The organism is Candidatus Methylopumilus universalis (assembly GCF_006364435.1).
GTDB lineage: Bacteria > Pseudomonadota > Gammaproteobacteria > Burkholderiales > Methylophilaceae > Methylopumilus > Methylopumilus universalis.
Genome location: NZ_CP040977.1, coordinates 579,258 through 603,576, shown reverse-complemented (window position 1 = coordinate 603,576; position 24,319 = coordinate 579,258). Strand labels below are relative to the sequence as shown.

Genomic DNA, 24,319 nt, shown 5'->3' with positions numbered 1-24,319 from the left:
AAACTAAAAGATTTTAGGGTGTTGCGTGAAAGTCTTTAATTAAATCATTCGCTTCGCCGGAGAGAATTTTCTTAGAGTTTTTATCATTTCTAAAAAGAATCGGTTGCGCTTGAAGAACAGGATTTTTAGCATCTTCAATCGCTTTTTCGATGATGTGATGATTGGGCGACAAACTACATACTGGGTCAGCACTCTCTGCATCGCCTGATAAAAGGAATGCTTGGCAACGGCAACCGCCTAAATCATTTTCTTTTTCAGGGCAGGTTCTACAAGGCTCTTTCATCCAACTATCACCTCGATATCGATTGAATGCTGGAGAATCTTGCCATGCCCACATAAGGCCTTTATCTCGGACATTTGGGAATTCCATATTAGGCAATACCCGTGCTGAATGGCAAGGTAGTACATCGCCATTGGCAGTGACAATCATAAAGACTTCACCCCATCCATTCATACATTTCTTAGGGCGATCTGAGAAATAATCAGGCACCACAAAGAAAACTTTCATTTTGTTACCAACTTTTTCTCTAAATTCATTGGTAACTTTTTCTGCGTGATCAATTTGCTCTTTGGTGGGCATTAATTGATTACGATTCACTAGTGACCATCCGTAATATTGCGTATTAGCCAATTCAACATAGTCAGCACCTAAAGCTTCAGCCATCTCTAAGATTTCTTTGATATGGCCAATGTTATAGCGATGGATTACAACATTAAGTACCATTGGATAGCCATGGTTCTTGATCATTGCTGCGACTTTTTTCTTTAATTCAAAAGTTTTGGTATTTGTAATGAAGTTATTAATTTCTTCAGTAATGTCATGCATTGATAGCTGAATATGATCCAATCCGCCTTCTTTGAATGCTTGGATTCTTTTTTCAGTTAAGCCTACACCTGAAGTAATAAGATTGCTGTAATAGCCTAATTTTTTTGCTTCTACCACAATCTCTTCAATGTCATCACGAAGCAGCGGTTCACCACCTGAAATGCCCAATTGAAGTGCGCCTAATTTTCTTGCATCACGTAAAACATTAATCCACTGCTCTGTCGATAATTCATTCTGTGTATGCTTGTCATAATCAGTAGGGTTATAACAAAATGCACAATGAAGTGGGCATCGATATGTGATTTCAGCTAATAGCCATAAAGGTTGTGTATGTGTGACGGATGCTGCTACACCATTATTTTGTATTGCCATCGTATTTCCCCTTAATTAGCTTTCTCAATCCAGGCTTTATCTAAAGCGAATTGAATCATAGATAAAATATCTTTTTCGATACCTTCGACATCTTTAAATTTTTCTTTTAAGGCGCTGACAATTTGATCGACTGAGTTTTTTCCATCAACCAAACTTAAAACTTCACCCGCACTTCCATTTAATTTGACCATGCCTTCTGGAAATAAAATGACATGAGACTGCTGCGCTTCTTCCCACTGGAATCTGTGATGTGCTGCAATCTTTAAAATATCTTGGCGTTCGATCGTCATGACTAAAATACAGGCTGTCTTAGGTAATCGCGATCTTCAACTTTAATATTTGAAGATGCGAGCATAATGGAATCTGCAATCACCCATAGCACATTGAGTTTAAATTGAAGAATGTCCAATGCGCGCTCTTGCATCGCACGAGATTGACTAAAATAATCTAGCGTCACGGATAAGCCTTGTTCAACATCGCGCCTTGCTTCTGTTAAGCGTTTTTTGAAATATGAGAGTCCAGATTCATTGATCCATGGGTAGACTTCAGGCCATGAGCTTATGCGCTGTTGATGAATATGTGGCGCAAACAACTCAGTGAGCGATGAACATACTGATTCTTGCCAAGGTCTTTGTTTTGCAAAATTAATATAAGCATCCACTGCGAAACGAACACCTGGGCTCACGTGCTTTAAGGAAGTGACATCTTCTCTCGTTAAGCCAACCGCTTCACCTAATTTAATCCAAGCTTCGATTCCACCTACCGCATCATCCACACCATCATGATCTGTGATACGAACGATCCACTGTTTTCTGACTTCAACGTCAGGGCAATTAGAAAGTATGGCTGCATCTTTTTGTGGAATACCAATTTGATAATAAAAGCGATTTAGTACCCAGCTCTGGAGTTGTTCTTTGGTGAGCTTTCCTTCGTACATCATCACATGGAAAGGATGATAGATATGATAACCACGACCCTTCTCGCGAAGCTTCTCTTCAAATTCTTCTCTTGTCCAAATTTTATCCATGTCTAACGAATCCTTTTATAAAACAATATCCATACCGTCATATGCCACTTCAATGCCATGGTCAGTTAAAATCTGACGCTCTTTTGAATCTTCTCGCAAAATTGGGTTTGTATTGTTAATGTGTATAAGCACTTTTTTAGCGTTGGGATAACGATCTAACACTTCAATCATACCGCCCTCACCTGACTGAGGATTATGGCCAATGTCTCGTGCTTTCTTTGTCATTAAACCCATATCCATCATTTCTGTATTCGTCCAGAAAGTACCATCGACCATAATACAGTCTGCTTTTTCAAATAAAGGTGGTAGGTGAGGTTCAATTTCACCTAAGCCTGGTGCGTAAAATAATCGCTTCTGTGTTTTTTTATCTTCAATCAGCATACCAATCGTGTCACCTGGATGGGGATTATTTCGATGCGGTGAGTATGGTGGTGCAGCACTCTTTAATGCAACAGGCGTGAATGTAAGATTTTCTATTTTAGGTATTTCAAATGAAGTTTTGCCATCAGTTGGAATTTCGTGATGATTAATTCCACAGTAGTGATCTAAAATTTTTAGGAGTGGATTACCTGTGGTGAGATCTTGATATACCATATCTGTGCAATAGAGTTCACGTTTTTGTGTGCCCTCACGAAGCATTAACAATCCTGTCGTGTGATCAATTTGTGCATCAATAAGTATAATGGCTGAAATACCACTATCACGAATAGCACGACCCGGTTGTAAAGGAGGAAAATCTTGAATTTGTTGCAACACATCAGGCGATGTATTAAATAGCACCCAATGAACGCCGTCAGAACTTACACAGATAGATGACTGTGTGCGTTTTGTAGCTTTAATAGTCCCTTTACGAAGACCATCGCAATTTTGACAATTACAATTCCACTGAGGAAATCCACCACCCGCACCTGCACCTAAGACATGAATATGCATAGAACCCTGTCAATGAGACTAATATTTAATAATGAAATGATACTGCGGGAAAAGCACCTAATGTCATAGTGGAAATTAGCTAAATAGAACTCATGAAATCCATGAGTTCCTTAAAGAATTTCGCGGCCAATCACTTTAGCAATACCTCTTAACTCACCCATGAGTGAAATAAGTTCTTGCGGATTGATAGCTTGATCTGCATCACACCATGCCTCACATGGGTTAGGATGCATTTCAACCAAAAGACCATCTGCACCTGCTGCAATTGCCGCTCTAGATAATGCTGCCACCATCCATGCTTTTCCACCTGCATGAGAAGGATCAACGATAACAGGAAGATGCGTTTCTTTCTTAAGCACCGGGATCGCTGTGACATCTAATACATTTCTATAATAAGTTTCAAAAGTTCGAATACCGCGCTCGCAGAAAATAATATTATGATTGCCACCTGCTGCTATATATTCTGCAGCCATTAACCATTCTGAAATCGTTGCTGACATCCCGCGTTTTAAAATGACTGGTACATTGACCTTGCCAACTTCTTTTAGAAGCTCAAAATTTTGCATGCTGCGCGTACCAATTTGAATCACATCCACTTTATATTTCATAAAGGTGTCGAGCTGTCTTGCATCCATAAGCTCAGTGACTATAGGCAAGCCTTCTTTATCTGCAGCCTTTCTAAACATTTCCAAGCCTTCAACACCTGTACCCTGGAATGTATAAGGACTTGTTCGTGGTTTAAACGCACCGCCACGCATAAGTCTTACACCAGCGGCTTTAACTGCTTTCGCAGATTTTTCCATCTGTTCGGGTGTTTCAACGGAACATGGGCCTGAAATAATTTGGATCTGCTTACCGCCCATGAGATTACCTTGAATATCGATAACGGTATCTTCTTTATGCCACTCACGCGCAACAATTTTATAAGGCTTAACAATGTGAAGCGCTTGCTCAACACCAGGAAGAGATTCTAGAAGCTCAGGGTCAAGACTTCGCTCATCTCCAATCGCGCCGATAACGGTTCTTTCGGTGCCACGGGAAACATTAGCTTCCAGTCCCTTTTCTTCGATACGCTTAATAACCGATTCAATTTGCTCTTCGGTTGCTGCGTTGCTCATTACAATAATCATGCTAGATCCTATTTAAATAATCGCTTCTAGTGCTTGAATAAATCTTTCATTTTCTTCTTTAAGACCAATGCTCACCCTCAAATAATCAGGCATCTCATAATTAGCCACTGGACGCACAATGATACCTGCCTTTAGTAAGGCTTCGTAGACTTGGAATGCTTTATCTACTTTAAAACTTATAAAGTTACCAAAAGTAGGAATAAAACTTAACTTTAACCTTTGAAGTGCTGATTCTAATTGTTTTTTTCCATTATTATTCAGTATTTTACTCTCACTGACAAATGCGTCATCCATTAATGCTGCCACTGCAGCATCTTGAGCAAGACTGTTTACATTGAAAGGCTGTCTCACACGATTCATAAATTGAATAATTTCTGGATTTGACGCTCCAAAACCCACTCTTAGCCCAGCCAAACCATAAGCTTTTGAGAAAGTTCTTGAAATAATCAAATTGGGAAATTGAGTAAGCCATGAAAAACTCACGGACTTATATTCAGTATCCAAATATTCATCGTAAGCCTCATCCAAGACCACAATAATATGTGGAGGAATCTTCATTAAAAAGGCTTTCAGTTCATCCTTGGCAATTAGAGTTCCTGTTGGGTTGTTAGGATTAGCGATGAAAATCATTTTGGTTTTTGAAGTGATTGCCGCGAACATTTTGGCAAGGTCATGCGCAAAATCTTTGGCGGGCACTTTGACCCCAATTGCACCCATGGATTGAGTCACAAGACTGTACACAGCAAAAGCATGCTGAGAAAATATAGCTTCATCACCGACTTTTAAGAATGTGCGCGCTGACAATTCTAAAATATCATTTGATCCATTTCCAAAAATTAAACTATCAGGATGTAAATTAAACTTAAGACTGACAGCTTTTTTAAGCTGAAAGGCATTGCCATCGGGATAACGATAAATCTCATCAATGGATTTTAAAATCACCTCACGAGCTTTAGGACTCATGCCCAATGGATTTTCGTTGGAAGCCAACTTCACAATTGAAGACTCTTCGAGTTGATATTCGCGCGCAAGCTCGGCGATTGGTTTGCCACCTTGATAAGGCGCAATATCACAAATATATTTTGGGATTAATGAATGAATCGACATAATAAAATATTAAAAAATCTTAAATGGCATGCTAAAACATCAATCCATTAAGTCAAATTAGACTGCGGATAAGATCCTAAGACTTTTAAAAATGACGCTTTAGATTCAATTTCTTTAAGCGAGTCTGCTACTTTTGAGTCAGTCATATGACCTTCGACATCAATAAAGAAAACGTATTCCCAAAGGCCTGTTTTTGAAGGGCGAGATTCAAGCTTAGTCATACTTACTTTGTTTTTTGCAAAAGGTTCAATCATAGATGCAATCGCACCGGGCTGATTTTTTGCAGCAACAATAATCGACGTTTTATCTAATCCGGAAGGTTTAACCTCGTGATTCGAAATCACCAGGAATCGAGTTGAATTCTTAGGATCATCTTCAATATTTTCAGCCAATAGAGGAACATTAAATAACGCTGCAGCTCGGACACTTGCAACAGCAGCTGCGCCCTTTTCTTTTGATGCAATTTTCACAGCTTCAGCATTGCTAGAAACAGATTGCAATTCAATGCCCGGTGCATGGTTAAGTAACCACTGATGACATTGAGATAAAGATTGCGTGTGTGAATATATTTTTTTAATGCTCGAGACATCTTTTTCATTGCTAATTAAATTATGATGCACAGGCAAAATAATCTCGGCACAGATCATTGTGTTAGATGTGAGGAGTAAATCAAGTGTGCGGTTAATTGCACCTTCAGTCGAATTCTCAACAGGCACAACACCATAATGCGCTTTATGTGATTCCACAAGATGAAACACTTCATCGATGCTCGATGTTTGCATAGACACAATCGATTCTCCAAACTGCTTCATGGAGGCTTCTTCACTGAACGTACCAAGTGGACCTAAAAATGCAACGGTGATTTGTTTCTCAAGCGCTCTGCAATTAGACATAATGCTCTTGTAAATACTTTCGATACTTTCGTTAGAAAGCGGTCCTTGGTTTTGCTCAACCAAACGACGTAAGACTTGAGCTTCACGCTCTGGACGATAAATCACACCGTCTGTTTTAAGACTTCCAATGTTCGATGCTAACGTTGCTCTTTTAGAAATAAGATCCAAAAGTTCGTTATCGATTTTATCAATCGCATCTCTTAATTTTTTTAATTCATCTGTCATATATTAATGTGACTTTTCAAAGTCTTTCATGTAATCAACTAGGGCTTGAACACCTTCAATCGGCATAGCATTGTAGATTGAGGCTCTAATACCACCTACAAGTCGATGACCTTTTAAACCGATCATACCTAAATTTTCAGCACCTGTTACAAAAGAAGTATGTAAATCTTCATTTTGAATTCTAAAAGGGACATTCATACGCGAGCGATTTTTGATATCAATAGGGTTTGAGTAAAAATCTGAAGAGTCGATGTAGCTATATAGCAATTCAGCTTTTTTAATATTTTGTTTTTCAATCGCCGCAAGGCCGCCAAGCTCGATCAACCATTCAAATACAAGTCCTGCCATATAGATACTATAAGTCGTTGGCGTATTAATCATGGATTGATTCTCAGCTTGCGTCTTCCAATTGAAAACGGAAGGTGTCAATGGCGAAGCCACTTCTAACAAATCGTCTCTCACGATCACAATTGTTAAACCTGCTGGGCCAATATTTTTTTGCGCACCGGCATAGATAACCCCAAATTGACTAATATCGACTGGTCTTGAAAGAATATGGGACGACATATCGGCAACTACTGGAATAGTTTTAACGGAAGGCAAATCAAAATATTCAACGCCATGGATAGTCTCATTAGAACAGAAGTGAATATATGAAGCTGAAGAATCTATCTTCCACTCTTGAAGATCAGGAGCTTTCGTATAACCAATAGACTCGGATGAAGCGGCAATAGACATATCGCCAAAAGGAAGTGCGTCTTGATAAGAGCGCTTAGACCAGTATCCACTTACAACATAATTAGCTTTTTTACCATTAAGAAGATTCAAGGGCACCATTGAATTTTGAGCAATGGCACCGCCTTGAAGAAAGAGTACCTTATAATTTTTAGGCACATTAAAGAGTGATCTAAAATCACTTTCCACTTTCTCAATGATCGACATGTAGTGCTTGCCACGATGAGACATTTCCATCACAGACATTCCTGAGTCATGCCAATCAATCATCTCGGCTTGAGCCCGAAGCATCACTGACTTGGGTAATACGGCAGGACCCGCTGAAAAGTTATAAGTACATTTCATGATGAATTAAAAGCTATTCCTCTAGATCATCATCAGTTTCTACAATCTTCTCGAGGCCTGATAATTTTTCATTCTCACCTAAATTAATTAATGTCACACCTTGTGTCGCACGGCCTAATTCGCGAATCTCGCTTACACGTGTTCGGATGAGCACACCACCTGTTGTAATCAACATAATTTCATCTTCATCGTTTACAAGTTTTGCAGCAACAACAAGACCATTACGTTCGCTCACTTGTATCGCTTTGACGCCTTGCGTGGCTCGTCCAGAATGTCTAAAGTCAGATAAAACAGTTCGTTTTCCATAGCCATTTTCAGTAGCAACTAACATAGATTGTTGATCATCACTGGCAATAAGAAGAGATAGCACTTGTTGGTCTTCTTGTAATTTCATACCACGAACACCTCGGGTATTCCGACCCATACTTCTGACGTCCTCTTCGTCAAACCACACGGCTTTGCCACCATTTGAAACTAAAACAATATCATTTGAGCCGTCAGTAATTTCAGCGCCAATTAAGAAGTCATTATCATCAAGATTAATTGCAATGATGCCTGACTTACGTGGATTAGAGAAATCTGTAAGCGGTGTTTTTTTAACTGTGCCTAATGCAGTGGCCATAAAAATATAATGCTTATCATCAAATTCTTTGATAGGAAGAATCGCATTAATTTTTTCACCCTCTTGAAGTGGGAATAAATTAACAATAGGTTTACCTCGACTTGTGCGACTTCCTTGTGGTACTTCGTAAGCTTTTAACCAATACACCTGACCACGACTTGAAAAACATAAAATATTATCGTGAGTATTTGCTACAAACATTTTGTCGATAAAGTCATCGTCTTTGGTAGTCGCTGCTTGCTTACCCCTACCACCTCGTTTTTGGGCACGATATTCATCTAACACTTGTGATTTGATATAGCCTGTATGGGAGAGCGTGACCACAACATCCTCAGGTGTAATTAAATCTTCTGTAGATAAATCTAATGCATTCTCGACAATTTCGCTTCGACGTTTGTCGCCATATTGGTCTTTAATCGCCTTAAGTTCATCGACAATAATCGCCGTGACTCTTGCAGGGGTTGCTAAAATATCTAGGAGATCTGTGATGACATTCATAATCTCTTTGTATTCATTAACGATTTTTTCTTGTTCTAAGCCTGTTAAGCGTTGTAATCTTAATTGGAGAATTTCTTGTGCTTGAACATCTGATAACTTATAGCCTGATTCAGTCAATCCAAATTCTTTCGACAGCCCTTCAGGTCTAGAAAATTCCATCGCGGCACCATTCAACATAGCTTCAACCACAGAAGATTTCCATGTGCGTGCCATCAATTCTTTCTTGGCGTCAGGTGGTGTTGGTGCAGCTTTAATGATTTTAATCATCTCATCGACATTAGCTAATGCGACTGCTAAACCTTCTAACATGTGCCCACGCTCGCGCGCTTTTCTTAATTCAAATACGGTTTTTCTTGTAGTAACTTCACGACGGTGCCTTAAAAAGGCGTCTAAAATTTGTTTTAAGTTAAGAAGTTTTGGCTGCCCGTCAATGAGCGCTACCATGTTCATACCAAAACTATCTTGAAGCTGTGTTTGTTTGTAAAGATTATTTAAAATAACATCAGGATTCTCACCGCGCTTTAATTCGATCACAACACGCATACCTGATTTATCTGACTCATCTCTTAAATCTGAAATGCCTTCAATCTTTTTATCGTTAACAAGCTCTGCAATTTTCTCGATAAATGTTTTTTTATTAACTTGGTATGGAAGTTCGTCAACAATCAAGGCTTCACGATTACCCTTATCGAGTTTTTCAACGTGCGTTCTTCCGCGCATAACAACGCGGCCTCGACCGGTCCTATAGCCTTCTTTAACGCCTGTAGTGCCATGAATAATTCCGGCTGTTGGGAAATCTGGTGCTGGTATTAATTTAATTAATGCATCAATCGATGACTCAGGTTTTTCTAGAAGTAATAAACACGCATCAACAACTTCATTTAAATTGTGAGGCGGAATATTGGTTGCCATACCTACAGCAATACCAGAGCTTCCATTGATAAGAAGATTAGGAATACGCGCCGGCATAATAAGAGGTTCTTGTTCGGAGCCATCATAATTAGGACCGAAATCCACCGTCTCTTTATCAATATCTTCTAAAAGCTCATGTGCAATTTTAGACATACGGATTTCCGTATAACGCATCGCAGCAGCATTATCACCATCCACTGAGCCAAAATTTCCCTGACCATCTACTAACATATATCGCAAGCTAAAATCCTGCGCCATACGAACGATCGTATCGTACACAGCTGTATCACCATGAGGATGGTATTTACCAATTACATCACCGACAATACGTGCTGATTTTTTATAAGGTTTATTAAAGTCGTTATTAAGTTCATGCATCGCAAAAAGCACACGACGATGAACAGGCTTTAATCCGTCTCTGACATCTGGAAGCGCTCGTCCGACAATAACGCTCATAGCGTAGTCGAGGTAAGAGCGTTTCATCTCATCTTCAAGGCTTATTGGGATGGTTTCTTTAGCAAATTGATTCATAGGATTTAGATCGATAATTCAAGTAGAAAAGTACCCAAATTTTAGCATGTAGCAGGGCTGTATTTTTACCCTGCTAAAGGTATTTTTTAGCGCGAAAGACTAGACAAATCGGCTTTTAGGTCTTCTATATCCTCAAGGCCTACAGCGATTCTGACAAGGTTGTCCTTGATACCAGCTTTTTGACGCTCTTCAGGGCTGACTCTTGAATGAGTCGTCGTAGATGGATGTGTAATCGTAGATTTAACATCACCTAAATTAGCCGTAATAGAGATCAATCGAGTGGAATCAATTAAGCTCCATGCCTCTTTTTGGCCACCTTTTACCTCAAAAGATACAATAGCTCCACCCGTTTTTTGCTGTGTTAAAGCGAGTTTATGCTGCGGATGAGAGGCTAATCCAGGATAGTAAACACGATCGACCTGAGGTTGAGACTCAAGCCAACTTGCTAAATGAAGTGCATTCTTAGAATGAGCATCCATGCGAATAGGGAGTGTTTCTAGACCCTTTAAAAAGACCCAGGCATTAAATGCGCTCATCGTAGGTCCTGCTGACCTCAGGAATTGATAAACCGGCTCTATCGTTTTTTTATCTGCTAACACTGCACCACCTAAACATCGTCCCTGTCCATCAAGATACTTAGTAGCAGAATGAATAATAATGTCAGCACCCAATAACAAAGGCTTTTGAAGTGCAGGCGAACAAAAACAATTATCCACTATTAATTTAATATCTTTTTGATGTGCAATTTTTGAAAGTGCTTGGATATCAGCGACTTCAGTTAAAGGATTAGACGGAGTCTCTACAAAGAAAAGTTTTGTATTTTTTTGAATAGCATCTTCCCACTCATTAAGATTAGTGAGTGATACAAAAGTAACCTCTAAACCCCAACGCTTTAAAATATTGCTAAAGAGTTGCACGGTTGTACCAAAAATGCTTCTAGACGCCACGATATGTTCTCCAGCAGAACATAGGCCCATAATCGTTGCTAAAATAGCTGACATACCACTTGAAGTCGCGACACATGTCTCACTGCCCTCTAAAGCTGCAAGGCGATCCTGAAACATAGTCACTGTAGGATTCGTAAAACGTGAATAGATATTGCCAGGCTCATTACCTGCAAATCTTGCGGCAGCCTGCGCAGATGAATCAAACACATAGCTTGAAGTTAAAAAGATAGCTTCAGAATTCTCACCGAACTCAGATTGTAATGAGCCCGCTCGAATCGCTTGTGTGTCAAATTTCCATGGATCGTTATTCATAATCTGTTACCTTTTTTTGGGCATAAAAAAACCCGTTTCACAAAAAGCTAAAACGGGACAGACCTCGCTTTAGCTGTATTTTTAACGCGCCCGCAAGCTGAGAAATAACTTTATCACTCAAATCAGCGCACTTGAAATTATGCACGATAAAAAAAATACGTCAAGAAACGCTTATTATTAAGCCGCTTCCTCTTCGTTTTTACTTAAATTTAAATCCATTTGTGTGCTGGCATTTGAAGGCTTATCAAACATATAAGAGTCAGCACGAAGTGTTTCAATATTTTTTAAATAATACTCATCAATGTCACCTGTGATGTATTTGCCATCAAAACAAGAGGCATCAAATTTTTTAAGTTTTGGATTAATAGATGCAATATTTTCAATGAGCGCATCTAGATCCTGATAAATCAATTCGTCTGCGCCAATTTCTTTTCGAATTTCTTCGTCCGTTTTATTAGGCGCTAGTAATTCAGTGCGCGAAGGCATGTCAATACCATAAACATTAGGAAATCTTACAGGTGGCGCTGCTGAAACTAGATAAACTTTTTTAGCACCCGCCTCTCTGGCCATTTGAACAATCTCTTTTGATGTTGTGCCTCGCACAATCGAATCATCTACGAGTAAAACATTCTTGTCTTGAAATTCAATTTTAATCGGATTAAGTTTTTGTCGTACTGATTTTTTCCTTAATGCCTGACCCGGCATGATAAACGTACGGCCAATATAACGATTTTTAATAAAACCTTCGCGATAATCAAGACCTAATTCGAGTGCGAGTTGTAAAGCGCTAGGCCTACTCGTATCAGGAATAGGAATCACAACATCAATATCGAGATGGGCCCAAGCTTTTTTAATTTTCTGCGCTAATGTCTTACCCATATTAAGTCGTGTTTGATAAACAGAAATACCATCGATCACGGAGTCAGGTCTTGCAAGATAGACATACTCAAATATACAAGGATGATGATTAGGTTTAGCGCATTGTTTAGAATAAAAATTACCATTCATATCAATAAAGACTGCTTCGCCAGGCTCTACATCTCTTACTAACTTAAATCCTAGTACATCAATGGCTACACTTTCAGATGCCACCATATATTCAACACCTTGAGGACCTTCGTGTTTACCAATCACAAGCGGGCGAATGCCGTGGGGGTCTCTAAACGCAAGAAGGCCAAAATTGGCAATCATTGAAACAACAGCATAAGCGCCTTTGCATCGCTTATGAACTGAAGTGACAGCATCAAAAACAACATCACTATTAAGCACGGTACTCTTTGCAGACTCTTCTATTTCGTGCGCTAACACGTTAAGTAAAACTTCTGAATCTGATGTAGTATTTATATGACGAAGGTCTTGTCTAAAAATATCTTCTTTAAGCTTTTCAGCATTAGTTAAATTACCGTTATGGCCTAAGACAATTCCAAAAGGCGAATTTACATAAAATGGTTGAGCCTCTGCAGCTGAAGATGAACCTGCTGTCGGGTAGCGGACGTGAGCAATACCTGCATTGCCAATAAGATTTCGCATATGGCGCGTATGAAATACATCTTTCACGAGACCATTATTTTTATGCATGAAGAAAGTATTGCCGTCGCAAGTAACAATACCAGCGGCATCTTGACCCCGATGCTGGAGAACTAACAAGCCATCGTAAAGTAGCTGATTAACCGGGTTTTTACCGACTATTCCAAGGATTCCACACATTTCAGCGCCTTAAAATTATGTTCGTTGGGAATATTTTACATGCTTAAGGATATCAAGTGGCAAATAAACACCTGCTATAGCTGTAAAAGATTCGAAATAAGGTTTAATCAGGGCGTCCTGCCATGCAGCGCTCTTTTCAAATGAGGTTGACTGAATAACAAAATGACAGACAAGCGCAATAAGAAGAGCTCGAACGATGCCAAATAATCCACCTAATAAAATATTAGGAAAGGTGAGTCCGGTGTATTTAATAAATTTATTCAAGATAGCAATCACACCCATGGATAAAATAAGAACAGCTATAAAAATCAGAAAATAAGCAACTAAGTCACGGACCGACTCTGTATCAATCGAATACAATTTGGAAGCAAGAGCAGGAGAAAAAGATTGCGCTAAGTAGAAAGCAAAAAACCAAGCAATGATGGAAAGAAGTTCGCGCACAAAGCCACGATAACAACCGAGAAGAGAAGAGATGATGATGGTCATAAAAAAACCATAATCAACAAAAGTCATTAACTAGTCTTCTTGATAATGCCGGTGATCCCTGCATTTTTAATTTTGATTAGTACTTCTTTGGCCAAAGCTTCTGTTTTAAATTCGTCTGTAATCAATCTTATCTTATCAGCGCCATTAACTTTAATTGTTTCACTTTTAGTTTGGATATTTAATTGATTTAATTTTTGCTGAAGAGATTCTATTTTTTCATTATCTGAAAAAATACCCAACTGAATATAAATACCAGAGTTAGAAGTCATTACTACTTCAGTTTTTGTTTTTACATCACTAGGTGGGAGTGCTTCTTTTTTAATCGGAGAGATCGATGACTCTGTAATTTCCTGTTTAGTCTCTGGCGGTTTAATGCTTTCAACATTAACATCAACATTTTCAGGTGTGCTTTCCATTGAAATTTTAATGGGTTCAGTAGCACCCTCCTCATTACGATTTTTTAAAATAAAAGGCGCTGATATAAGAAGAATAAATAAAATGACACTTGCGCCAAGAAGCCTCTTTTTGGCCTGACTAATCAGTTTATCTTCTTGAGGCTGTATTGAATTGTCTTCGTTCATAACCTAGGAAATGAGTTTCATAATATCGGCAACAGTAAAGAAAGATCCGAATACAATTATTCTATCATTTCTCGTGACTTCATTGGACGCAAATTGATATGCTTCTTGTATATTTTTAAAAGACTTGATATGAGCAGATGGATTAATTTTTTGGATAGCATTAGAAATAATTTCAATACTTGCCGCCCTCTCGTTTTGAATTTCTGCAATAAACCAATCGTTAATATCGAAATTTAATGCTGTAATTACACCGAAAATATCTTTGTCCTTAAGTATAGAAAACACTGCAATGGTTTTACCGGAAATAGCATGTGCCTTTAGATTGTGGCTTAAAGATCTTGCAGCCTGTGGGTTATGAGCCACATCAAAAATCAAAGAAGGCATTTTTTTAACCTCTTGAAATCTCCCTGGTAATAATGCCAATGAAATACCTTTTTGAATTGAAAGTTCAGTTAAAGGTAATTTATCTTCCATGGCTGTAACTGCCATAAGCGCATTTGTTGCATTAGCTAACTGAAAATCACCTTGTAACTTAGGCATAGGTACATTCATTACGAATGACGATTCAATTAAAAAATCAAAAGAATCATGATGGGTTTTATAATCAAAATCCTTGCCTATAATTTTTAAATTAGCACGAATTGATTCACAATGTTTTATTAGAGATTGTGGAGGATCGAGGTCGCCAAAAATTGCAGTTTTTTCAGTACGGTAAATGCCAGCTTTCTCAAATCCAATAGCTTCCCTTGTGTGCCCTAAATAATCCATATGATCAAGATCAACAGTTGTGACAACGGCACAGTCGGCATCAAAAACATTTACAGCGTCTAATCTTCCTCCTAAGCCTACCTCGAGAACAGCAACATCAACATCGGCTTCTGAAAAAATAATCATGGCGGCAATTGTTCCATATTCAAAGTAAGTAAGTGTTACTTCTTCTCTTGCCGATTCAATTTTTGAAAAAGCCTCACAAATAAGCTCATCTGAAACAGCCACGCCTTGAATTTTAATACGCTCATTAAAATGTAAAAAATGTGGCGAGGTGTAACAAGCAACTTTATAACCAGCTTCTTTATAAATTGATTCTAGTATGCTGCAAGTTGAGCCTTTACCATTAGTGCCGCCAACAGAAATGATAGGGAAGGAAACATTTAAATTTAAACGTTCAAGAACAATCCTGATACGTTCTAGCGTGAGGTCAATCGTGGAAGGATGTGTTGATTCGATATACCCTAGCCAGTCGGTAAGATTCATAGGGCGATTGTGCGAGAACTTGGAGGGGGTTAAATTAATTTTTAGATAATTTAGATATTAAATTAGTAAGCTTTTTCTTCATGTCACGGCGATCTACAATCATATCAATGGCACCATGTGTGAGAAGAAATTCAGAGCGCTGGAATCCTTCAGGTAATTTTTCTCTCACGGTTTGTTCGATCACACGAGGACCTGCAAAACCGATTAATGCTTTAGGTTCAGCAATAATTACATCGCCTAACATTGCAAAACTAGCGGATACACCACCCATAGTTGGGTCGGTGAGAACTGAAAAATAAGGTAATTTAGCTTCGCTTAGTTTAGTTAAAGCAGCACTCGTTTTTGCCATCTGCATAAGTGAAAGTAATCCTTCTTGCATTCTGGCGCCACCGCTTGCTGAGACACATATGAATGTGGCTTTCGCTTTAATAGCAGCCTGAATACCGCGTACAAATTTTTCACCCACGACTGAGCCCATAGACCCGCCCATGAACTTAAATTCAAAAGCGGCTATCACAACAGGTTTGCCTTCCATTAAACCCTGCATCACAACAATTGCATCTTTTTCGTTCAGATCTTTTTGTGATGACTTAATACGATCAGCATAACTTTGCGTATCGTTAAACTTTAAAGAGTCTAAAGGCTGGATGAGCGCACCAATTTCTTTTCTTTTGTCTTTATCTAATAAGGTATCTATACGTGAGCGAGCTGAAATTCGATTATGAAAAGAACATTTTGGACAAACCTCCATATTTTGCTCAAGGTCTGTTCGATAGAGCACAGCCTGACATGAAGGGCATTTACACCATAAACCTTCGGGAATATTTTTTTTAGATACACTTCCAACAATACGTTTTATTTTTGGAGGTATAACATTTTTTAACCAGCTCATAGTTGTACTCGACTCATTAATTAACTGCTTCTCTTAATTCTTTCATTAACTTCGAAATGTTTTGAATTAAATTTTCTTTATTTGAACTCTCAATTTCCTGAACCATGCGACTGCCAACGACAACTGCATCGGAAATCTTAGCAACTTCTTTCGCTGTTGCTGCATCTTTTACTCCAAAACCCACGCCAATAGGAAGATCCGTTAATTCCCGAATCATACCAACTTTAGACTTCACCTGCTCAATATCAATATTAGCAGCGCCTGTAACGCCCTTTAAGGAGACGTAATATAAAAATCCAGAAGCTTGCTCGATAATTAATTTTACTCTGTCTAATTCTGAGGTTGGCGACAATAAAAAAATACTATCAATGTTTTTTTCTTTTAGAAGTTTTGTAAATTCCACGCACTCTTCAGGAGGGTAATCTACAGTAATAATTCCATCCACATCAGAAGATTTTGCTCTTTCCACAAAAGTCTCAGCACCAATCGCTTCAATAGGATTTGCATAGCCCATTAAGATGATGGGTGTTTTATCATCGTTTTCTCTAAAAGTTTTAACCATTTTAAATACATGAGATAAACCTACATGATGGGCCAAAGCTCTTTCGCTTGCTCTTTGAATAGTGGGACCATCTGCCATTGGGTCTGAAAAAGGAATACCTAATTCAATCATGTCAGCACCCGAATCTACCAAAGCATGCATCATAGATACGGTGAGATCAGGATGGGGGTCCCCCGCTGTAATATAAGGAATTAAAGCTTTTTTATTTTTTTCTTTAAGCGTTTTAAATGTATTTGTAATTCTCGACATAAAAACTTTATAGATTGATATTTGAAATTTTAGCCACAGTATTAATATCCTTGTCACCACGGCCAGATAAATTAACAAGAATGACTTGGTCAGGCTTCATCGTTTTCGCAAGCTTCTCTGCATATGCGAGAGCATGGCTAGTTTCAAGCGCTGGAATAATACCTTCGGTAAGACATAGACTATGAAACGCATCTAAAGCCTCTGTATCTGTAACAGCAACATATTCAGCGCGCTTTATATCTTTTAACCAAGCATGTTCAGGGCCAACGCCTGGATAATCAAGACCTGCTGAAATTGAATGTGTTTCAATAATTTGACCTTCTTCATTCTGCATTAAGTATGTTCGATTGCCATGCAATACACCTATAGGGCTATTGGCAGTTAAAGGTGCTGCGTGTTTGCCTGTTTCGATACCATGCCCTGCAGCTTCAACGCCAATTAATCGAACTTCGCGCAAATCTATATAGGGATAAAAAATACCCATCGCATTTGAACCGCCGCCCACGCAAGCGATCACTGCATCTGGTTGCCGACCAATCATTTCATTCATTTGCGATTTACATTCAACACCTACGACAGAATTAAAATCACGAACCATCATAGGGTAAGGGTGAGGTCCTGCCACAGTACCAATGATATAAAAGGTAGTAGAGATGTTAGTCACCCAATCTCTCATCGCTTCATTAAGCGCATCTTTTAGAGTTTTAGACCCGCTTTCTACAGGAACAACCGTAGCGCCAAGAAGTTTCATACGGTATACATTAGGCGCCTGTCTTTTTACATCTTCAGCTCCCATATAAACTACACACTCAAGGCCTAAACGTGCTGAGATAGTCGCTGTTGCAACCCCATGCTGCCCTGCCCCCGTCTCGGCTATGATGCGTGGCTTGCCCATACGTTTCGCGAGTAAAGCTTGACCTACAGTATTGTTAACTTTGTGAGCGCCTGTATGATTTAAGTCTTCCCGCTTCAAGTAAATTTGCGCACCACCCACTCGATCAGACCACCTTTTAGCATGGTAGATTGGGCTTGGACGACCTACAAAATGCTTTAAGTCGTATTGAAGTTCAGCAAGAAAATCAGGATCGTGACGATATTTTTCATACATCGTTCTTAATTCATCAAGCGCTTCAATTAAAGTTTCTGCGACAAATACGCCGCCAAATTGACCAAAATGGCCTTTTTCATCTGGCATATCATACGGTTGCATCTTGAGTTTCCTTTATAAATGCTTGAATTTTAAGAGAATTTTTAATACCTTTTGAATCTTCAACGCCACCGCTGATATCAACTGCATAAGGTTTCACTTGGTTTATAGCTTCTTTAACATTGTCCACATTAAGTCCGCCCGCCAATACAATTGGTTTAGAGAGCGAATGGGGAATTAAATTCCAATCAAATGTTTGGCCTGTGCCGCCCTTAAGGTACTCATGAGACGCATCAAGTAATAAAGCTTCTGCATCATAAAAATCCTTGGCATATTGTAACAAATCTACCGAAGAGGAGACTGCAACTGCTTTGATATAAGGAAATTTAAATTGTCTGCAAAAATCAGGTGTTTCATCGCCATGAAACTGTAAAACATTCACTAATCCAGATCGAATCACCTCTTCTATTAAAGTAGGATCAGCATTCACAAAAAGGCCAACTTTAGTCACAAATGGAGGTAACTCTCTAGCAATACCTTTAAAAGCATCTAAAGGAATGTAACGTGGGCTTTCTTTATAAAAAACGAAACCAAGCGCATCACAACCTGCAAGGATGGAAGCTTTTGCATCCTCCAAGCGAGTAATGCCGCAAATTTTAGTGCGTGTTCTCAATGTAAAATCAATTCAAGATGAAAGATATTCATTATAAGGATTAACGATCTTGTCATAAATGATTATTGTCAAAAATATTGAGAGTTCTGCGCATAAAAGGAAATGCGTATCTCACGTCATAATCCACACCAGACAAATAAAGACCGTCAGGTGAAAATGTAGGGGGTGACTTTGTCCTATCTTTAGATAACAATAATTCTTCAATATAATCGCTTGGGTAATTTCCTTTACCAATATACAAAATAGCTCCCATCATGTTTCTAATTTGGTGGTGAAGGAAACCGTTCGCCGAAAACTTAAATAGATAAAAAGGATGGTAGTTTATAAGAGATATTCGGGACATTGTTCTTATGGGGCTTTTGGCCTGGCACTCTGAAGATCGAAACGCACTAAAATCATGCTCACCCTCAAAATACTGAATGGCTTCTTTCATCTTTTTAAAATCAAGCTCATCATGAATCCATCCTGCCTTATTAGCCCACAAAGCAGACGGAAAAGAAGCGTTATAAACTAAATACTCGTAATGACGTTGTGAGGCTGAATACCGCGCATGGAAAGTATCATCAACTTCTTGCGCCCATAACACTCGAATAGATGATGGTAAAAAGGCATTAACACCTCTTACCCAAGCAGTGATAGGTCTTTGAATTTTAGTTTCGAAATGAACTATTTGAACGAGCGCATGAACACCAGTATCGGTTCGACCCGAAGCGTAAGTATCCAATTTTTCTAGCGCAATACTTTCAAGCGCTTTTTCAATTTCACCTTGAATCGAATCCACATCGTTTTGCTTCTGCCATCCAGAGAAATTAGATCCATCATATTCAATACACAATGCGATTTTCATAGCAGTTTATAAGTAAAAAATTAAAAATAGAGTAGTGAAGATCATTGAGATAATTAAAAGTAAAGATGAGCCATTAACTCTTTCTTCTTTAATTTGAATATGTGAAAGATTCATATGATTTTTATTGCTTGAATATAGGAGTAACGAAGACAAATCGTTAAGGGTAAAGCGAAGTTTACGTTTTGATTGAAAAGTCTTCACATATTCCATTGTTAAATAAAGACGAACAGCAAAACGTTTTGCATCAATACCAAATCGTTTTAATGGCTTAAAAATTAAATAAAAAGTCTCGATTAAGGTTTGATAAGTCATTAATGAAATCATCATCGTAATAATAGCAACTGAATTAATAAGACGCATAATTTGAGTTGAACCTAATAAAAGACCTTCGTATGATGGAGATAGGTAGGGCCAAAGAAACACATATTCACCCGGCGTATTAAAAACATAGAGCAAAAAGGTGATGATAAGAAAAAATTTCAACCTAATAATAAGTTTAGGTATTGAAAACTTTATAAAAAAAGAAAAAACTAAAATAAAAAAAAGCAAAAAAAGATTAAAACTAAAATTATATTTATTGATTAGCAATAAAGCACATAAAATACCTACCAATTTAACTAATGCATGCACGATAGTTTAATCGTTCAATGGCCTAATCAAAATGAGTTGGCTTCTGATCTTTATCCGATAAATTGATTGTAGTGCCTGATAAATCGATATCTTCTATAGTGCTTTGTTCTTTGATTGGTGCCGCTTCAGAACCAGCTACTTCAGAATAAAGTTTATCTTTATCAATACTCATTGAATCAATAAGTTCTTTTTGCTCTTTCTGTCTTTTAATTTTAATAACAAAAAGCATAATTAAGATAGCCAATAGAACACCTAAGAAAATAAATAGGCCGCTAGACGATGATACGCTTGAAGCTTCCTTATCAGATGCCAATTGCGCATTTGCTTTTTCCTCACTAGGGCTATCAGAAATAGAAGATTTAAAAGATGTGTCCGCAGGGACGGCTATATCATTTTTATTCGCATCTGCTTCACTTGCCTGACTGATGAGCGAGGTAAGTTCTGGTTTAGATTCAACTATGGGTGCTTTGGTAGTTGAATCTTTAGTTTGATTAACTTGCTTTGATTTCTCTTGAAGATCGAATAAGGCTTGATTAGATATGGTTAATATTTTTTTTGCATCAGCGAGTTCTTTTTCCAAAAGAATAATTTTTTGTTCGGCATCTTTGATATTTTTTTCTAAGGCTGTCTTATCATCATTAATCTGATTAATTTCTTTTTGAACAATCTCTTTACTATTTTTATTATTAGTTAACGTATCACCTGTTAATTTAATGCGCGGCGCAGAAGAAGAAGCTGGCTGATTTTGAATAATGGTTGCAGGCGTTAAAGGCACTTCAGGCGGAGTCGAAATTACTTTCGGGCTATTTGCAACAGCCTCAGCAGTTTTTGTACTATATTTATTCCATTGCAAAGATTGAATTTTAATTTCAGCCATCGCTTTAGCATGGGTTAAATTCATAAAATCATCTTTTGTTGGCAAGGCAATCTTCTGTCCAACTTCTAAACCGTTAATATTTTTATTCGTAAAAGCAAGCTCATTAAGATTAAAAATACCAACAACCATTTGTTCGGTAGTAATACCAGGTATTTTATTTTCCCTTGCAATTTTATATATAGTATCTGCAGGTTTAACTGTTATTGATTTTGAGGATAGATCAGCAGGCTTATTTTTCTCTAAAGGCTTAAGATTATTTTTATTTTCTTTTTCAAGAATAATCTTATTTTTATCAACGCTTTCCTTTACCTCATTTTTATCATTCATCGGCAATGGCTCTGCTTTATCAATAGCTACAATTTTCTCCTGCTGAATAATAGGTGTCTCTGGTGGGTCGAGAAGTACGGTATATTCACGGTAATTTCTTCCTTTTGCTGAATCGACTTGAATGAGCAAATCTAAAAATGGATCCGGCACAGGCTGAGTGCTTTTCAGCTTTAGGATGGTCTGACCTTTTTCATTTTTTTGTAGTTCAACAGAAATATTATTATGGATAGCAAGACGCTCTATACCTTGCGACTCATAACTCTCTTTCGTTGCCAGTGATGTCTTAAGTTTCGATAAATCTTCACCTGGCGTTAACATCATTTCAATTTCAGCATTTAGAGGCTGCCCTTGAGATGATGTCACAACGATTTTACCCAGCTGCAACGCATTGCCAACAAGCGGTAGCAAAAGTAAGCAAAATAAAAATAAGTTTTTAATTTTTTGGCTCATAAATTTCTTTTAAATAGATTTAATAAGTATTCTTAAAATACGTCTAAGAGGCTCTGCAGCACCCCATAGCAATTGATCACCCACTGTGAAAGCTGAAATATATTCAGGCCCCATATTAAGTTTTCGAATTCTGCCTATAGGAATAGAAAGCTTGCCTGAGACTGCAGCAGGACTTAACTCTTTCATTGAAATTTCTCTCTCATTTGGAATTAACTTCACCCATGGATTAGCGTTACTTATGGTTTGATTAATTTCCTCCAAAGAAATACTCTTTTTTAATTTAATTGTTAAGGCTTGACTATGGCATCGCATAGCGCCAATGCGCACACACAATCCCTCAATGACAATTGGATTGTTTTCTCTTCCGAGAATTTTGTTGGTTTCAGCCGAACCTTTCCACTCTTCCTTACTTTGACCATTATTTAAATCTTTATCAATCCAAGGAATTAAGCTTCCCGCTAAAGGGACACCAAAATTATCAATTGGAAAATCTCGAGATTTAAGTGTAGAGGAAACATTTTTGTCTATATCTAAAATAGATGTCTTGGGATCATTGATTAAATCTTTTGCATGGTTGTAAATATCTCCCATTTGAGAAATAAGCTCTCTCATATTTTGAGCCCCAGCTCCACTTGCTGCCTGATAGGTCATTGATGAAATCCATTCAACAAGATCTTTCTTGAACAAGCCATCAAGCGCTAAAAGCATTAGGGATACAGTACAATTTCCACCAATCCAATTTTTATTGCCTTTTTTATATGCTTCTTGAATGAGGTCACTATTTAGGGGATCTAAAATAATTACTGCGTCTTTTTCCATTCTCAATGAAGAAGCCGCATCAATCCAATGTCCCTGCCACCCCGAATCTCTTAATTTAGGGTATACCTCAGATGTATAGTCTCCGCCCTGACAAGAAAGAATAATATTCATGGCTGCTAGTTCTTTAATGTCATGTGCGTCTTTCAAAGCACTTTTACTTCCAGAAAAAGATGGCGCTACGTTTCCTGTTTGAGAAGTAGAAAAAAAGGTTGAGTCAAATTCCTTAAAGTCATGTTCCTCTTGCATGCGTTGCATGAGAACTGAACCTACCATACCTCTCCAACCGACAAAACCAACTCGATTCATTAAAATTCCTGTTCTTTAATTAGTTAAGTGATGCAATTACCGCTTCACCCATTTCACTACAGCTTACTTTTTTATCACCAGCAGAATAAATATCTGCTGTTCGGAAACCGCGGCTTAATGCTTTTTTTACAGCTGATTCAATTTTATTCGCATTTTTTTCATCATTGAATGTGTATCTAAACATCATGGCCAAAGATAAAATTGTGGCAAGCGGATTTGCAATATTTTTTCCAGCAATATCAGGCGCTGAACCATGACTAGGCTCATACATACCTTTATTATTGCTATCGAGAGATGCGGAAGGGAGCATACCGATAGAGCCAGTTAACATAGAAGCCTCATCCGATAAAATGTCTCCAAAGATATTTCCTGTAACTAATACGTCAAATTGTTTTGGATTTTTTATGAGTTGCATCGCGGCATTATCAACATACATATGAGTCAATTCAACCTCGGGATATTCTTTTGAAATATCGATCATAATTTGACGCCATAACTCTGTTGCTTCTAAAACATTAGCTTTATCTACAGAGCATAGTTTTTTCGATCGCTTCATTGCGATCTTAAACGCGACATGAGCAATGCGTTTAATTTCAGATTCTGAATATCGCATTGTGTTGATACCTTCACGCTCACCTTTTTCATTCACATGAATACCGCGAGGCTGACCAAAGTAAATATCACCTGTGAGTTCTCTCACAATCATAATATCGAGGTTAGATACAATTTCAGCTTTAAGTGAAGAGGCTCCAACAAGCTCAGGATATAAAATAGCAGGTCTTAAATTAGCAAATAGATTCAGCTCTTTTCTAATGCGAAGCAATCCACGCTCGGGTCTCTTATCCCTTGGAAGTGCGTCATATTTCCAATCACCTACTGCACCAAGAAGAATAGCATCAGATTTGACGGCTAGATCAAGTGTTGAGTCTGGAAGTGGATCGCCGAACTTATCATAACCAGCTCCCCCAATTTCTGCCTCTAATAATTCTGCACCTAGATTAAGCGCTTTTAAAACATCAACCGCTTGTTTTGTAATCTCAGGTCCGATGCCATCGCCAGGTAATATTGCAATTTTCATTTTATTTAGAAAGTCTTTC

At 38.1% G+C, this 24,319-nt stretch carries 23 protein-coding genes; all 23 read right to left on the bottom strand.

The genetic code is table 11. The annotated features are described in order from the left end of the window. Positions 1-13 precede the first annotated feature (13 nt). The gene (gene pqqE / locus FIT70_RS03305; protein WP_139867605.1) at positions 14-1,198 is read right to left on the bottom strand and encodes a pyrroloquinoline quinone biosynthesis protein PqqE; all 1,185 of its coding nucleotides are present in this window, start codon (positions 1,196-1,198) and stop codon (positions 14-16) included. An 11-nt stretch (positions 1,199-1,209) separates the two neighbouring features. Beyond that, positions 1,210-1,488, bottom strand: coding sequence for a pyrroloquinoline quinone biosynthesis peptide chaperone PqqD (pqqD, locus tag FIT70_RS03300; RefSeq protein WP_139867603.1), 279 nt, complete (start codon positions 1,486-1,488; stop codon positions 1,210-1,212). 2 nt (positions 1,489-1,490) lie between these two features. Next, positions 1,491-2,225 carry a pyrroloquinoline-quinone synthase PqqC gene (gene pqqC / locus FIT70_RS03295; protein WP_139867601.1) on the bottom strand — a complete coding sequence of 245 codons (735 nt, stop codon included), beginning with the start codon at positions 2,223-2,225 and terminating at the stop codon, positions 1,491-1,493. A 15-nt stretch (positions 2,226-2,240) separates the two neighbouring features. Then, a complete protein-coding gene (gene pqqB / locus FIT70_RS03290; protein WP_139867599.1) occupies positions 2,241-3,158 on the bottom strand; it encodes a pyrroloquinoline quinone biosynthesis protein PqqB in 918 nt (305 codons plus the stop codon). Between the two features lie 110 nt (positions 3,159-3,268). Then, on the bottom strand, positions 3,269-4,288 hold the full coding sequence (aroF, locus tag FIT70_RS03285) for a 3-deoxy-7-phosphoheptulonate synthase (protein WP_139870288.1): 1,020 nt from the start codon (positions 4,286-4,288) through the stop codon (positions 3,269-3,271). Positions 4,289-4,300: 12 nt separating this feature from the next. Further along, a complete protein-coding gene (hisC, locus tag FIT70_RS03280; protein ID WP_139930611.1) occupies positions 4,301-5,395 on the bottom strand; it encodes a histidinol-phosphate transaminase in 1,095 nt (364 codons plus the stop codon). Between the two features lie 47 nt (positions 5,396-5,442). After that, positions 5,443-6,513 (bottom strand): prephenate dehydratase, encoded by a 1,071-nt coding sequence (gene pheA / locus FIT70_RS03275; protein WP_139874492.1) that lies wholly within the window; start codon positions 6,511-6,513, stop codon positions 5,443-5,445. Positions 6,514-6,516: 3 nt separating this feature from the next. Further along, a complete protein-coding gene (serC, locus tag FIT70_RS03270) occupies positions 6,517-7,593 on the bottom strand; it encodes a 3-phosphoserine/phosphohydroxythreonine transaminase (RefSeq protein WP_139930609.1) in 1,077 nt (358 codons plus the stop codon). A gap of 13 nt (positions 7,594-7,606) precedes the next feature. Next, on the bottom strand, positions 7,607-10,156 hold the full coding sequence (gene gyrA, locus FIT70_RS03265) for a DNA gyrase subunit A (protein ID WP_139874490.1): 2,550 nt from the start codon (positions 10,154-10,156) through the stop codon (positions 7,607-7,609). Positions 10,157-10,242: 86 nt separating this feature from the next. Next, on the bottom strand, positions 10,243-11,415 hold the full coding sequence (locus FIT70_RS03260; protein WP_139874489.1) for an O-succinylhomoserine sulfhydrylase: 1,173 nt from the start codon (positions 11,413-11,415) through the stop codon (positions 10,243-10,245). Between the two features lie 177 nt (positions 11,416-11,592). Then, a complete protein-coding gene (gene purF / locus FIT70_RS03255) occupies positions 11,593-13,122 on the bottom strand; it encodes an amidophosphoribosyltransferase (RefSeq protein WP_139930607.1) in 1,530 nt (509 codons plus the stop codon). Between the two features lie 15 nt (positions 13,123-13,137). Next, on the bottom strand, positions 13,138-13,635 hold the full coding sequence (locus tag FIT70_RS03250; RefSeq protein WP_139930605.1) for a CvpA family protein: 498 nt from the start codon (positions 13,633-13,635) through the stop codon (positions 13,138-13,140). Continuing rightward, positions 13,635-14,189, bottom strand: coding sequence for an SPOR domain-containing protein (locus FIT70_RS03245; protein ID WP_139930603.1), 555 nt, complete (start codon positions 14,187-14,189; stop codon positions 13,635-13,637). The genes FIT70_RS03250 and FIT70_RS03245 overlap by 1 nt, the downstream gene beginning before the upstream one ends. Positions 14,190-14,192: 3 nt before the next feature. Further along, positions 14,193-15,443, bottom strand: coding sequence for a bifunctional tetrahydrofolate synthase/dihydrofolate synthase (folC, locus tag FIT70_RS03240; RefSeq protein ID WP_139930601.1), 1,251 nt, complete (start codon positions 15,441-15,443; stop codon positions 14,193-14,195). A gap of 34 nt (positions 15,444-15,477) precedes the next feature. Further along, the gene (accD, locus tag FIT70_RS03235) at positions 15,478-16,335 is read right to left on the bottom strand and encodes an acetyl-CoA carboxylase, carboxyltransferase subunit beta (RefSeq protein WP_139874485.1); all 858 of its coding nucleotides are present in this window, start codon (positions 16,333-16,335) and stop codon (positions 15,478-15,480) included. 16 nt (positions 16,336-16,351) lie between these two features. Continuing rightward, positions 16,352-17,146 (bottom strand): tryptophan synthase subunit alpha, encoded by a 795-nt coding sequence (gene trpA / locus FIT70_RS03230; RefSeq protein ID WP_028817928.1) that lies wholly within the window; start codon positions 17,144-17,146, stop codon positions 16,352-16,354. 7 nt (positions 17,147-17,153) lie between these two features. Beyond that, positions 17,154-18,356 carry a tryptophan synthase subunit beta gene (trpB, locus tag FIT70_RS03225; protein ID WP_139867575.1) on the bottom strand — a complete coding sequence of 401 codons (1,203 nt, stop codon included), beginning with the start codon at positions 18,354-18,356 and terminating at the stop codon, positions 17,154-17,156. Further along, a complete protein-coding gene (locus FIT70_RS03220) occupies positions 18,343-18,966 on the bottom strand; it encodes a phosphoribosylanthranilate isomerase (protein WP_139874484.1) in 624 nt (207 codons plus the stop codon). The genes trpB and FIT70_RS03220 overlap by 14 nt, the downstream gene beginning before the upstream one ends. Before the next feature lie 52 nt (positions 18,967-19,018). Further along, a complete protein-coding gene (truA, locus tag FIT70_RS03215; RefSeq protein WP_139930599.1) occupies positions 19,019-19,813 on the bottom strand; it encodes a tRNA pseudouridine(38-40) synthase TruA in 795 nt (264 codons plus the stop codon). Between the two features lie 6 nt (positions 19,814-19,819). Continuing rightward, positions 19,820-20,173 (bottom strand): hypothetical protein, encoded by a 354-nt coding sequence (locus FIT70_RS03210; RefSeq protein ID WP_139871419.1) that lies wholly within the window; start codon positions 20,171-20,173, stop codon positions 19,820-19,822. Positions 20,174-20,465: 292 nt separating this feature from the next. After that, complete coding sequence (locus FIT70_RS03205) at positions 20,466-22,097, bottom strand: type IV pilus assembly protein FimV (RefSeq protein WP_139930598.1); 1,632 nt, start codon at positions 22,095-22,097, stop codon at positions 20,466-20,468. A gap of 9 nt (positions 22,098-22,106) precedes the next feature. Next, complete coding sequence (gene asd / locus FIT70_RS03200) at positions 22,107-23,222, bottom strand: aspartate-semialdehyde dehydrogenase (protein ID WP_139874481.1); 1,116 nt, start codon at positions 23,220-23,222, stop codon at positions 22,107-22,109. A gap of 19 nt (positions 23,223-23,241) precedes the next feature. Beyond that, a complete protein-coding gene (gene leuB / locus FIT70_RS03195; protein ID WP_139874480.1) occupies positions 23,242-24,300 on the bottom strand; it encodes a 3-isopropylmalate dehydrogenase in 1,059 nt (352 codons plus the stop codon). Positions 24,301-24,319: the final 19 nt, after the last annotated feature.